12 protein-coding genes are annotated in these 12,802 nt (G+C 69.8%); 9 read left to right on the plus strand and 3 right to left on the minus strand.

From position 1 onward, the window contains the following. The first annotated feature begins 123 nt into the window (after window positions 1–123). The 3 genes from hutH (at window position 124) to ACZ4N5_RS03440 (ending at window position 3,999) form a co-directional block, all read left to right on the plus strand. The gene (gene hutH, locus ACZ4N5_RS03430; protein WP_467755867.1) at window positions 124–1,662 is read left to right on the plus strand and encodes a histidine ammonia-lyase; all 1,539 of its coding nucleotides are present in this window, start codon (window positions 124–126) and stop codon (window positions 1,660–1,662) included. Window positions 1,663–1,908: 246 nt separating this feature from the next. Continuing rightward, entirely contained in the window at window positions 1,909–2,112 is a 204-nt protein-coding gene (locus tag ACZ4N5_RS03435) for a cold-shock protein (RefSeq protein WP_261702157.1), read from the plus strand. A 135-nt stretch (window positions 2,113–2,247) separates the two neighbouring features. After that, entirely contained in the window at window positions 2,248–3,999 is a 1,752-nt protein-coding gene (locus ACZ4N5_RS03440; protein ID WP_467755454.1) for a DEAD/DEAH box helicase, read from the plus strand. A gap of 214 nt (window positions 4,000–4,213) precedes the next feature. Here the strand turns inward: ACZ4N5_RS03440 and ACZ4N5_RS03445 are convergent, their stop codons facing one another. Together ACZ4N5_RS03445 and ACZ4N5_RS03450 are read right to left on the minus strand one after the other, a co-directional pair. Further along, entirely contained in the window at window positions 4,214–4,966 is a 753-nt protein-coding gene (locus tag ACZ4N5_RS03445) for a DUF2625 family protein (RefSeq protein ID WP_467755455.1), read from the minus strand. Window positions 4,967–5,004: 38 nt separating this feature from the next. After that, window positions 5,005–5,337 carry a hypothetical protein gene (locus tag ACZ4N5_RS03450; RefSeq protein ID WP_467755456.1) on the minus strand — a complete coding sequence of 111 codons (333 nt, stop codon included), beginning with the start codon at window positions 5,335–5,337 and terminating at the stop codon, window positions 5,005–5,007. Window positions 5,338–5,447: 110 nt separating this feature from the next. Here ACZ4N5_RS03450 and ACZ4N5_RS03455 point away from each other — a divergent pair, with 110 nt between their 5' ends. From ACZ4N5_RS03455 to ACZ4N5_RS03475, 5 genes are all read left to right on the plus strand, one after another. After that, window positions 5,448–5,792: a hypothetical protein gene (locus ACZ4N5_RS03455; protein WP_467755457.1), complete on the plus strand. Its 345-nt coding sequence runs from the start codon at window positions 5,448–5,450 to the stop codon at window positions 5,790–5,792. Window positions 5,793–6,045: 253 nt separating this feature from the next. Beyond that, a complete protein-coding gene (locus ACZ4N5_RS03460) occupies window positions 6,046–7,299 on the plus strand; it encodes a L,D-transpeptidase (protein ID WP_467755458.1) in 1,254 nt (417 codons plus the stop codon). 156 nt (window positions 7,300–7,455) lie between these two features. Further along, window positions 7,456–8,946, plus strand: coding sequence for an ABC transporter permease (locus tag ACZ4N5_RS03465; protein ID WP_467755459.1), 1,491 nt, complete (start codon window positions 7,456–7,458; stop codon window positions 8,944–8,946). Between the two features lie 42 nt (window positions 8,947–8,988). Continuing rightward, window positions 8,989–9,672, plus strand: a complete 684-nt coding sequence (locus tag ACZ4N5_RS03470; protein WP_467755460.1) for an ABC transporter ATP-binding protein — start codon at window positions 8,989–8,991, stop codon at window positions 9,670–9,672. A gap of 153 nt (window positions 9,673–9,825) precedes the next feature. Next, entirely contained in the window at window positions 9,826–10,596 is a 771-nt protein-coding gene (locus tag ACZ4N5_RS03475) for a globin domain-containing protein (protein ID WP_467755461.1), read from the plus strand. A gap of 53 nt (window positions 10,597–10,649) precedes the next feature. On the opposite strand, the gene ACZ4N5_RS03480 is transcribed toward ACZ4N5_RS03475, so the two are convergent. Further along, a complete protein-coding gene (locus tag ACZ4N5_RS03480; protein ID WP_467755462.1) occupies window positions 10,650–11,564 on the minus strand; it encodes a helix-turn-helix domain-containing protein in 915 nt (304 codons plus the stop codon). Between the two features lie 174 nt (window positions 11,565–11,738). Between ACZ4N5_RS03480 and ACZ4N5_RS03485 the strand changes: the two genes are divergently transcribed. Continuing rightward, window positions 11,739–12,779, plus strand: a complete 1,041-nt coding sequence (locus ACZ4N5_RS03485; protein ID WP_467755463.1) for an NAD(P)-dependent alcohol dehydrogenase — start codon at window positions 11,739–11,741, stop codon at window positions 12,777–12,779. Window positions 12,780–12,802: the final 23 nt, after the last annotated feature.

Consider the following 12,802-nt stretch of genomic DNA (forward strand, 5'->3'; position numbering starts at 1 on the left):
GTGATCGGGCCCCGTCCGTGAGGCGGCGCGGGCGTCCGCTGTGACGTGCGACGGGGTAAGGGGCCAACCGGCCACCCACTAGTGACATCACGGCATTCACTGCGTACGCTCCTGAATATGGATATGCACACTGTGGTGGTGGGGACGTCCGGAATGACCGCGTCCGACGTTCTCGCCGTGGCGCGCGACGGCGCCCGGATCGAGCTCTCCGGTGAGGCGGTGGCGGCCCTCGCCGCGGCCCGCGAGATCGTGGACGCGCTGGCCGCGAAGCCGGAGCCCGTCTACGGCGTCTCCACCGGCTTCGGCGCCCTGGCGAGCCGGCACATCAGCCCGGAACTGCGCGCCCAGCTGCAGCGCAACATCGTCCGCTCGCACGCCGCCGGCATGGGCCCGCGCGTCGAGCGCGAGGTCGTCCGCGCGCTGATGTTCCTGCGGCTCAAGACCGTCTGCTCCGGGCACACCGGTGTGCGGCCCGAGGTCGCGCAGACCATGGCGGACATCCTGAACGCGGGCATCACCCCGGTCGTCCACGAGTACGGCTCGCTCGGCTGCTCCGGCGACCTGGCGCCGCTGTCCCACTGCGCCCTGACCCTGATGGGCGAGGGGGACGCCGAGGGTCCCGACGGAGTCGTGCGGCCCGCGGGCGAACTGCTCGCCGAGGCCGGGATCGCCCCCGTCGAACTGCGCGAGAAGGAGGGCCTCGCCCTCCTCAACGGCACCGACGGCATGCTCGGCATGCTGGTCATGGCCCTCGCCGACCTGGAGATGCTGTACAAGTCGTCCGACGTCGCCGCCGCGCTCTCCCTCGAAGCGCTGCTCGGTACGGACAAGGTCCTCGCCCCCGAGCTGCACGCCATCCGCCCGCACCCCGGCCAGGGCGCCAGCGCCGCCAACATGCTGGCCGTGCTGAAGGGTTCGGAGCTCACCGGCCACCACCAGGACGACGCCCCGCGCGTCCAGGACGCCTACTCCGTGCGGTGCGCCCCGCAGGTCGCCGGCGCCGGCCGGGACACCCTCGCGCACGCCCGTACGGTCGCCGAGCGCGAGCTGGCCTCCGCCGTCGACAACCCGGTCGTGCTGCCCGACGGCCGTGTGGAGTCGAACGGCAACTTCCACGGTGCCCCGGTCGCCTACGTCCTGGACTTCCTCGCCATCGCGGCGGCCGACCTCGGCTCCATCGCCGAGCGCCGTACCGACCGGCTGCTCGACAAGAACCGTTCGCACGGCCTGCCGCCGTTCCTCGCGGACGACGCCGGCGTCGACTCGGGCCTGATGATCGCCCAGTACACGCAGGCCGCGCTGGTCAGCGAGATGAAGCGGCTGGCCGTACCGGCGTCCGCCGACTCCATCCCCTCCTCCGCCATGCAGGAGGACCACGTCTCCATGGGCTGGTCGGCCGCGCGCAAGCTGCGTACCTCCGTGGACAACCTGACCCGCATCGTGGCGATCGAGCTGTACGCCGCCACGCGTGCCATCGAACTGCGCGAGGGCCTGGCCCCGGCCCCGGCGTCAAGGGCGGTCATCGACGCCGTCCGCGCGGCCGGCGTCCAGGGCCCCGGCCCGGACCGCTTCCTCGCCCCCGACCTGGCGGCGGCGGACGCGTTCGTACGCGCGGGCGGCGTGGTGGCCGCGGTGGAACCCGTGACCGGCCCGCTCGCCTAGGACCTGCACCGACGGCGTTCCGTCGTACGTGGGCCGGGCACTCCCCGGCCCACGTGCCCGGCCCACGTACCTCGCCTCGCACCCTCGCCTCAGCGTGTGCTACTGTCTCATTGATACGTTTTTGGTACCCATTTACTTTGTGCGCCTGATCGGAATCCTCCGCAGGCGCGTTTTGTTTTACCGGCATCTCCGGCATTACCCGGTGCATCTCCGGATGGGGGCCCACTACCTGTTCAGGAGAACAACATGGCTACTGGCACCGTGAAGTGGTTCAACTCGGAAAAGGGCTTCGGCTTCATCGAGCAGGACGGCGGCGGCCCCGACGTCTTCGCCCACTACTCGAACATCGCCAGCTCCGGCTTCCGTGAGCTCGTCGAGGGCCAGAAGGTCTCCTTCGAGGTCACGCAGGGCCAGAAGGGCCTGCAGGCGGAGAACATCCTCCCCGCCTAGTTCGAGGCGCGCTTTTCCAGAGCCGGGTCCCGCCCCTTCGGGTGCGGGTCCCGGCTCAGCGCTGTGACAGCTCATGCAGTCGGTGAGCGCTGTGTGTGCAGTCCGTGGGGCCCAGGAAGGAAATCCAGATCCAGCATGACTCGATCCGAACGTCCCGTCCGTAAGCGGCCGGCAAACGCACGCGCCGCACAGACCGGCGGCTCCGCGAAGAGCGCAGGCCGGGGCGCCGCCCGCGGTGGCGCCCGCAAGGTCGCGCCGCCGCAGGAGTTCTCCCTGCCCGAGACCGTCACACCGGCGCTGCCCGCCGTCGAGTCCTTCGACGCGCTGGACATGCCGGCCGCCCTGACGAAGACCCTCGCGGCCCAGGGTGTCACCGATCCCTTCCCGATCCAGGGCGCCACGCTGCCCAACTCCCTCGCCGGGCGCGATGTGCTCGGCCGGGGACGCACCGGCTCCGGCAAGACGCTCGCCTTCGGGCTCGCGCTCCTCGCCCGCACCGCCGGCCGCCGTGCCGAGCCGAAGAACCCGCTCGCGCTCGTCCTGGTCCCCACGCGCGAACTCGCCCAGCAGGTCGACGACGCGATCACGCCGTACGCCACCGCCGTCAACCTGCGTGTGGCCACGGCCGTCGGCGGGATGTCGATCGGCCGCCAGGCCGGCACGCTGCGCCGCGGTGTCGAGGTCCTCGTGGCCACCCCCGGGCGGCTGAAGGACCTCATCGAGCGGGGCGACTGCGCCCTCGGCCAGGTCGCGATCACCGTGCTGGACGAGGCCGACCAGATGGCCGACATGGGCTTCATGCCGCAGGTCACCGCGCTGCTCAAGCAGGTCGAGCCGGGCGGTCAGCGACTGCTCTTCTCGGCCACGCTCGACAAGAACATCGACCGGCTCGTCAAGATGTTCCTCACCGACCCCGTGGTGCACTCCGTCGACCCGTCCGCGGGCGCGGTGACGACCATGGAGCACCACGTGCTGCACGTCGCCGACGAGACCGACAAGAAGGCGGTCGCGACGCGGATCGCCGCCCGCGACGGCCGGGTGATCCTCTTCGTCGACACCAAGCGCGGCGCCGACCGCTTCACCAAGCGGCTGCTCGCCAGCGGTGTCCGGGCCTCCGCCCTGCACGGCGGGCGCAGCCAGCCGCAGCGCAACCGCACCCTCGACCAGTTCAAGAACGGCCAGGTCACCGCGCTCGTCGCCACCAACGTGGCGGCCCGCGGCATCCACATCGACGACCTCGACCTCGTGGTCAACGTCGACCCGCCGACCGACCACAAGGACTACCTCCACCGCGGCGGCCGCACGGCCCGCGCGGGAGAGTCCGGCAGCGTCGTCACGCTGGTGCTCCCCGAGCAGAAGCGTGAGATGACCCGGCTGATGGCGGACGCCGGCATCACGCCGCGCACCGCCCGCGTCAAGTCCAGCGACGAGGAACTCGCCCGCCTCACCGGCGCCCGCGAGCCCTCCGGCGTCCCGGTCGTCATCGAGGTCCCGCAGCAGGCCGAGCAGCCGAAGCAGCGGCCCAAGGCGCGGCGTGCCACCGGGGGCGGGGCCAGGCGGCCCTCGGTCGCCGGCGGCACCGCCGGGCGTACGGGCGCCGGGTCGGACGGCCAGGGCCGCCAGCAGCGCGGCGGACGTCCGGACACCGGCGGCGCGACGGGTGGCACGGCCACCGGGCGCCGCAACGGCACTGGCGGAGCGGCCGCCGGCCGTCGTACGGAATCCGGTGGCGGCGCGGGCCGTCGTACGGAGGCCGGTGGTAGCGCCGGTCGTCGTACGGAGACCGGTGGCGGCGCGGGTGCCGGTCGCTCCGGCGGTCGCGGGCGTGCTCCGCAGCGCGGTGGTCAGAGCGGCGGCCAGAGCGGTGGCGGCCGCAGGGCCGCCTGACCGGATCGGATCCGTTCGGCTTCGCCGCGGCCCCGTGCCCCCTCCGGGGCGCGGGGCCGCGGCATGTCCTGCCTCGGCTGCATGCCCGGCCTCCGCCGCATGCCCGGCCTCCGGCCCCTTGGCGCCCGGTCGTGACCGACCGCAACCGATCGACTACGGAACGCGGTTCGCGGTTCGTACGACGCTCGGGAACCGGGCTGCGTGCTGCGGGGGTTCAGACGTCGCCGAGGAACCCGGGATCGACGCCGTCGAGCTTGAGGGCGAAGTCCCGGTGCAGGCTGAGGATTTCGGCAAGCGGCACCGCGCGGCGGCTCGTCGACATGAGGTCGCGTCGCGCCTCCGCCGACCACAGGAACGGCATCACGGACAGCCCCTGCGTGCCCGTCAGGGCGCCGGACTCGGCGCGCCAGCCGGGCCAGCGCAGCGTGTCGTAGAAGTGGTCCGTGCCCTCGCCGAGGAGCCACTGGAGCCATGCCCCGTGGCCGACTTCGAGCGCCTCCCACTTCAGTGAGTCCGGCGCGAAGTACACGACCTCGCCGGGGTGCCCGGGACGCCCCACGGACTCCGGGTCGGCGCCGTTGAGGACGAACACCCCGCCCAGTACGTCGTGGCCGACGACGAGTCCGCCGTCCCGTGGGCGCCAGTGCGGATCGAACCGCTCGGGGAATCCGTTGACCTCGGCCAGCGAGGGAAGGTCCGTCGAGCCGCCCGGCAGCCCCGTCGGCGGATCCTCGGCCGGACTGCCGTAGATCCGCAGCCAGCCGCTGTCCAGCACCACGCCGCCGCAGTTGAGCACCATCCCGCCCAGCCAGGACCGCGCGGTGATCTGTAGTTGGTGCAGGCTCGCGCGGCCCAGTTCGGGGTCCACCGGAGGTACTTCCATGGACACCCCGCTGGCGGCGAGCGCCTTGGACAGCAGCGGCCAGGCCGGTTCCTCGACGTCGGTCAGCTCGCTCAGGTCTCGCATGGCTTCCCTGTGGGTTGTCCGGAGCTCGGTCGATGCGCTCAGTAGGCAATCATGCGCTCACGGCGCACGGAATACGTCACGAATCCGGCGCCGAGGCAAAGGAAGAGCGTGCCCCCGACGAGATACGGCGTCGTGTCCACGGCGCCGGTGTCGGCGAGCCTGGTCCCGTCACCGCCGGACAGCGTGTACGCCCCGGAGACCGACTCCGTGGGGATCCGTGCCGTGGCGGTGACGGTCGGTGCGGACGCCGGCGCCGTCGCGCTCGGAGTGGGTACGTCCTGGGTCGCGTTGGCGGACGGGACGAACCACAGGGCACCCAGGAGGGTCCCCGCTGCGGTGGCGGTCAGCAACGATCGACGTGCGGCGGACACGAAATATCGATCCCCTTGTGGCGCTTGCGAATTGGCCGTGTGGGGCGATGCTAATGAAAGGCGCGGGTCGCGGGAAAGTCGCGCATCCCATGGGCCGTACGCTCCCTCCCATGAGTACCTCTGAGACATCACGCTTTGTCCGGCTTCGTGTCGAACTTGTGCTGGAAATCGATGACGCCGACGCCGTCACCAAGGCCGCGCTGCGCCGGATCGGCGACGACGCCGACATGCCGGCCGATGAACGGTCGCACGCCGAGGGCGCAGTGACGGAAGACACGGCCGAGGCCCTGGCGTATCTCGTTGACCCGTTCGACCTGGTCAGTGAGGTGCCCGGGATCGAACTCGCCCAGGCGTCCTGGAGCAGTGAGCCCATTGACTACGATCCCGATTCGCCGGATTGGGACATCGACGAGGATGATGCCGACGAGGACGACGAGGAAGACGTGCACGGCTGACGCGGTTCGGGATTTGTGTGACCCCGGTCGGCAACCGCCGTCCGGGGTTCCTCGTGTCCGGTGACGCACTGCCGTGTCCGGTGACGCACCGCCCACCCCCGCACCACGTCGGTCCGCGTGTCCGAACTCGGTGAACGTGGCGTGGACCACACTTCCACGGGAAGTGGAACGGGGCGAACCGGTTGCGGCGTTGACATTGGTTATGGGGATCCCGTGGTCCTTTCGTGATTCGGCAACGATGGAGAAGCGTGTGATGACGGACAGTAAGCGGCGCAAGGGTCTGATGACCGCGTCCGCACTGCTCGGCGGGGTGCTGGTGCTCTCTGCGTGCAGCGGAGGCGGAAGCAAGGCCGGCGCGTCGGACGGCGGCGACCCCACGTCGCAGGCCAAGGTCGACGAGGCGGCAGCCAAGAAGACCTCCGAGGCTCTGATCAAGATCACGCCCGCGGACGGCTCCGACAACGCCTCGATCAACAACGGCACCGCGGTCACGGTCAGCAAGGGCTCGCTCACGTCCGTCACGATGACGACCGCGTCCGGCACGGCCGTCGCCGGTCAGATATCTGCGGACAAGAAGAGCTGGAAGCCCCTCAACCGGCTGGACCGCGCCACCACGTACAAGATCGCCGCTGTGGCCGCCGACTCCGCGGGCCGCACGGCCAACGAGAACGCGTCGTTCACCACGGTCTCCCCGGCCAACAGCTTCATCGGCAACTTCACGCCGGAGGACGGCTCCACCGTCGGCGTCGGCATGCCGGTCTCGATCAACTTCAACAAGGCGATCACCAACAAGGCCGCGGTGCAGAAGGGGATCACCGTCTCCTCCAGCAGCGGCCAGGAGGTCGTCGGGCACTGGTTCAACGCCAACCGCCTGGACTTCCGCCCCGAGAACTACTGGACCGGCGGCTCCACCGTCACCCTCAAGCTGAACCTGGACGGTGTCCAGGGCGCGAGCGGTGTCTACGGTGTGCAGCAGAAGACGGTCACCTTCAAGATCGGCCGCAACCAGGTCTCCATCGTCGACGCCCAGACCAAGACGATGCAGGTCACCCAGGACGGCAAGGTCATCAAGACCATCCCGATCTCCGCGGGTGCTCCGGACCACACGACGTACCAGGGTCAGATGGTGATCTCCGAGAAGTTCAAGGAGACCCGGATGGACGGCTCGACGGTCGGCTTCAAGAAGAACGACGGCAAGGGCGAGTACGACATCAAGGACGTGCCGCACGCCATGCGTCTGTCGAACTCCGGCACCTTCATCCACGGCAACTACTGGGGCGCGAAGTCCGTCTTCGGCTCCGTCAACACCAGCCACGGCTGTGTCGGTCTGTCCGACACCAAGGGCGCGGGCGACCCCAACACGCCCGCCGCGTGGTTCTTCAACAACTCGCTGATCGGTGACGTCGTGGTCGTCAAGAACACCGGCGACAAGGCCATCGCCCCGGACAACGGCCTCAACGGCTGGAACCTGGACTGGGCGGCCTGGAAGGCCGGTTCGGCCGTCTGATACCGAAGCACCACCCGACGCCGATGCGGCGGCGGCCCCCACGGGCCGCCGCCGCATCGGCGTTTCCCAAAGATTCCTGGGCCCGGCCACAGCCTTCTCATCGTTCTCTTATTCCGGCCTTATGCCTTCATCACGCGCCGTACCTAGCTTGCGGCCATGTTCTTCACCTACCTGAGGCGCGAACTGCGCCGCCGCAGAAAGGCGGCCCTCGTCGTCGCCTCCGGGCTCGCCCTGGGCATAGCCCTGGTCATCGTGGTCAGTTCCGTGTCCTCGGGCATGGAGAAGGCCCAGGGCAAGGTCCTCCAGTCGCTGTACGGACTGGGGACCGACATGACGGTCACGAAGGCCGCCGCGCCGGCCACCGGCACCAGCCAGGGGCCGCGCTTCAACTTCGACGCGAACGACAGCGGTTCGGACAAGGAGCAGAGCAGCGACCGCGTGATGGTGCAGGGCTTCCAGACCCTGGCCTCTTCGACCGTCGCCAAGGTCGACTCCCAGAAGGGCGTCGCGGACGCCGTCGGCGGACTGAGCCTCCGAGTCATCCGGATCAACGGCCAGTTCACCCGTGGTCAGTTCCAGCAGAACCCCAACAGCGGTAGCGGGCAGCGCGGTCGGGGTGGTGCCCAGCCTTCGCCGCAGGGCACCGTCAAGGGCGGCGGCGCCAACTTCGACGTCAACAACTACTCGGTGTTCGGCACCGACGTCACCAAGCCCGCCCTGGGCCCGCTGACTTCGTCGAAGATCACCAGCGGTCGTACGTTCAAGACCTCCGAGACGAACGCCAAGGTCGTCGTCGCGGACACGTCGTACGCCAAGGAGAAGAAGCTCAAGCTCGGTGGCACCGTCACCATCAAGAGCGTCAAGTACAAGATCGTCGGCATCGCGACACCCGACAGCGGTGACGCGGCGGCCAACCTCTACATCCCGCTGCAGCAGGCGCAGACGCTCAGCGACTCCAAGAACAAGGTCACCACGATCTACGTCAAGGCGTCCGACTCGCAGCAGATCTCCGGCGTCAAGAGCACCATCCAGAAGAACATCTCGGGCACGACGGTCACCACCTCCGCGGACCTCGCGAAGACCGTCTCCGGCTCCCTGTCCACCGCCTCCAACCTCGCCTCGAACGTGGGCAAGTGGCTGTCGATCGCGGTGCTCGTGGCCGCGTTCCTGGTCGCCGGTCTGCTCACCTCCTCCGCCGTCTCCCGCCGGGTGCGCGAGTTCGGCACCCTCAAGGCACTCGGCTGGAAGTCGAGCCGGGTGACCCGCCAGGTGGTCGGCGAGGCCATCGTCAACGGCCTGGTCGGCGGCGCCCTCGGTATCGCCCTCGGCCTCGCGGGCGCCTACCTCGTCACCGAGATCAGCCCCAACCTCCAGGCACAGCTGGGGAACACGGGCGGCGGCCAGGGCGGCGGCCCCGGCGGTGGTGGCGGCTTCGGTGGTGGCGGCTTCGGCGGAGGCGGCTTCGGCGGGCCCGGACGGCAGACCGCCTCCAAGGCCCTCGACGTCGTGCTCACCGCGCCCGTCAGTGTCGACACCATCGTCGTCGCGGTCGTCCTGGCCGTCGCCGGCGGTCTGATCGCCGGCGCCTTCGGCGGCTGGCGCGCCTCCCGGCTGCGTCCCGCGGACGCCCTGCGCCGCGTCGAATAAGCCCCGCCCCCTTACGTACTTACGTATCCCAGGAGTTGCACCATGTACGAACTCAGAGGCGTCACCAAGCGCTACAAGCGGGGCAAGGAAACGATCGACGCGCTCGCCGGGGTCGACCTGACGATCGCGGACGGTGACCGGCTCGTCATCCAGGGCCCCACCGGCGGCGGCAAGTCCACCCTTCTCCAGATGCTCGGCGGGCTCGACCGTCCCACCGCGGGCAGTGTCGAACTCGACGGCACCGACATGGCGAAGCTGTCCGAGGCGAGACTCACCAAGGTCCGCAGCGAGAACGTCGGCTTCGTCTTCCAGAGCTTCAACCTGATCCCCACGCTCACCGCCCAGGAGAACGTCGAGACCGCGCTCGTACCGCTGCGCGTGAAGGCGAAGGAGCGGCGCGAACGGGCCGCCGCGGCACTGGAGTCCGTGGGGCTCGCCGAGCGGCTCGGACACCTGCCCGCCGAACTGTCGGGCGGCCAGCAGCAGCGTGTGGCGATCGCCCGCGCCCTGGTCAAGCAGCCCAAGGTCCTGCTGGCGGACGAGCCCACCGGAAACCTCGACGAGTCCATGCGCGACGAGATCATGGACGTGCTCGAAGCCATGTGGAAGGAGCACGGGCTCACCTTCATCATGGTCACGCACGACTCCTCGATCGCGAAGAAGGCCCCGCGCGTCGCGACCATCCGCAAGGGGAAGCTCACCGTCAAGGAGAACGCGGGAGCCTAGCGGGGACGGGCCGAACGACCTCGGTCCCCGATACACCGCGGGGGAGTGAGCCCGCGGACCTCGGTCCCAGATACACCGCGGGGGAAGTGAGCCCGCAGCGAACGGGCCACCGGAAACAGGGCTTCCGGTGGCCGTTCGTGTTTGTGTGGGGACATGACCGTTTCGACAGTCGAATACATCCGCTACCGGATTCCCGAGCAGCAGTCGGCCGAGTTCCTGGCCGCCTACACCCGGGCCGCCGTCCAGCTCGCCGCGGCCCCGCAGTGCGTCGACTACGAACTCGCCCGCTGCGAGGAGGACTTCGAGCACTTCATCCTGAGGATCACCTGGACCTCGACGGAGGACCACGTCGAGGCCTTCCGCAAGTCGGAGCTCTTCGACGACTTCCTCGCTGAGATCCGCCCCTACATCGGCAGCATCGAGGAGATGCGCCACTACAAGCCGACATCGGTGCGCGGCCGGGGCGCCTCCGTGCCCACGCTCTACGCCCGGGCGGGCGGTGCCGAGGCCTTCTCCCGCCTCACGGAAGCCTTCTACGACAAGGTCCTCAAGGACGACCTCCTCGCGCCCCTGTTCGCGGATCTTGCGCCCGAACACGCCGTCCATGTCGCCCTCTGGCTCGGCGAGGTCTTCGGCGGACCGCCGGCGTACTCCGAGACCCAGGGCGGTCACGGCCATATGGTCGCCAAACACCTGGGCAAGGGCATCACGGAGGTCCAGCGCCGCCGCTGGGTCAACCTGATCCAGGACGCCGCCGACGACGCGGGCCTTCCCACCGACGCCGAGTTCCGCTCCGCCTTCCTCGCGTACACCGAGTGGGGCACGCGGCTGGCCGTCTACTATTCCGGCCCGGACGCCAAGCCGCCGGCGGAGCAGCCGGTACCGAAGTGGACCTGGGGGGCCGCGCCGCCGTACCAGCCGTGAGTCGTGAGTCGTGAGCCCTGACCGGCGATCCGTGAGCCGTCGGCGGTGATCGGTTACTGGGGTGAGGGCGTGCCCGCGCGGGTCGCGTCCGTTCCCCACGAGGCCAGCAACCGCAGCGCCTCCGCCGAGCTCGACCCCGGCTCCGCGTGATACGTCACCAGCGCCAGCTCGGCGTCGCCGACCAGCCGGAACGACTCGAACTGCAACGCGAGGTCGCCCACCAGCGGATGCCGCAACAGCTTCACCCCGTGGCTCTTCTCCTTCACGTCGTGCGTCGCCCACAGCCGCCGGAAGTCCTCGCTCTTCACGGACAGCTCCCCGACCAGCGCGGCCAGCCGCGGATCGTCCGGATGGCAGCCCGCGTCCATGCGCAGCAGGCAGACGATGTCGATCGCCTTCTGCTCCCACTCCACGAACAGGTCCCGGTACTCGGGCCTGAGGAAGACCATCCGCGCCCAGTTCCGCTCCTGCGGCGGCAGCTCCGACCAGTCCCCGAAGACGGCCGCGGCCATCCGGTTCCAGACGAGCACGTCGGAGCGCCGCCCGGTGATGTACGCCGGGACGCCGTCGAGCGTGTCGAGCAGCTGACGCAGGGCGCCGCGCACCTGCTGCGGCCGGGCCGCCTGCTTCTTCTTGTGCTGCTTGGGCTTCGCGAGGTGCGTGAGGTGGTTGTGCTCGGCATCCGTCAGCCGCAGCGCCCGCGCGATGGAGTCCAGCACCTCCGCCGACACATTGCGCCCGTTGCCCTGCTCAAGGCGCGTGTAATAGGCGACGGACACTCCGGCCAGCTGGGCCAGCTCCTCGCGGCGCAGTCCGGGCACCCGGCGGTGCCGCCCGAAGTCGGGCATCCCGACGTCCTCCGGCTTCAGTCGGGCGCGGCGGCTGCGCAGGAACTCGCTGAGTTCGGCGCGCCGGTCGAGCGGGTGGGCCGCCTCACCGGCGGGCCCCACAGAGGGCTGTTCATCCATCCATCCAGTATTCACGGTCGTACGCTGCGGAGCCTGACCCCGCCAGTGGTAGGACCAGCGGACATACGCAGAGCCGTGACCTGGGTGAATCCTGGGGGAGCGGGCAGGCTGGACGTCGTGCCCGACGGAAGACAGCCGGGCACGGTCCACCCCCCTTCCGAGGAGAACCCCGGCATGACCACTGTCGTTGCGTACGCCGCTCCCGCCGCCAAGGCTCCGCTGGAGCGCACCACCATCGAGCGTCGCGAGGTCGGAGAGCACGACGTCCTGATCGACATCAAGTTCGCCGGCATCTGCCACTCCGACATCCACCAGGCCCGCGAGGGCTGGGGAGCGGCCACCTTCCCGATGGTGCCGGGCCACGAGATCGCCGGCATCGTCTCCGAGGTCGGCTCCGGCGTCACCAAATTCAAGGTCGGCGACCGTGTGGGCGTCGGCTGCCTGGTCGACTCCTGCCGCGAGTGCGACAACTGCAAGGCCGGTCTGGAGCAGTACTGCACCGGCGGCGGCGTGGGCACGTACAACTCCGTCGGCAAGGACGGCAAGCCCACCTACGGCGGCTACTCCGAGAAGATCGTCGTCGACGAGAACTACACCCTGCACATTCCCGACGGCATCTCCCTCGACGTGGCCGCGCCGCTGCTCTGCGCCGGCATCACCACGTACTCCCCGCTCAAGCACTGGAACGCGGGTCCCGGCAAGAAGGTCGCCGTCCTCGGCATGGGCGGTCTCGGCCACATGGGCGTCAAGATCGCCCACGCGCTCGGTGCCGAGGTCACGGTCCTCTCCCAGTCGCTGCGCAAGAAGGACGACGGCCTGAAGCTGGGCGCCGACCACTACTACGCCACCAGCGACCCGGAGACCTTCAAGAAGCTGCGCGGCACGTTCGACCTGATCCTTTCCACCGTCTCCGCCCCGCTGGACCTGGACGCCTACCTCGCTCTGCTGCGGACGGACGGCGCCTTCGTGAACGTGGGCGCGCCGGAGGAGCCGGTCCGGCTCAACCTCTTCTCGGTGATCGGCGGCCGCAAGACCCTCGCGGGCTCCGGCATCGGCGGCATCCAGGAGACCCAGGAGATGCTGGACTTCTGTGCGGAGCACGGCTTCGGCGCCGAGATCGAGCTGATCGACGCGACCGAGATCAACGAGGCGTACGAGCGGGTACTGGCGAGCGACGTCCGCTACCGCTTCGTGATCGACACGGCCACGATCTGATCGACACGGCCACGATCCAGTTG

Source organism: Streptomyces sp. NPDC026500 (assembly GCF_055567635.1).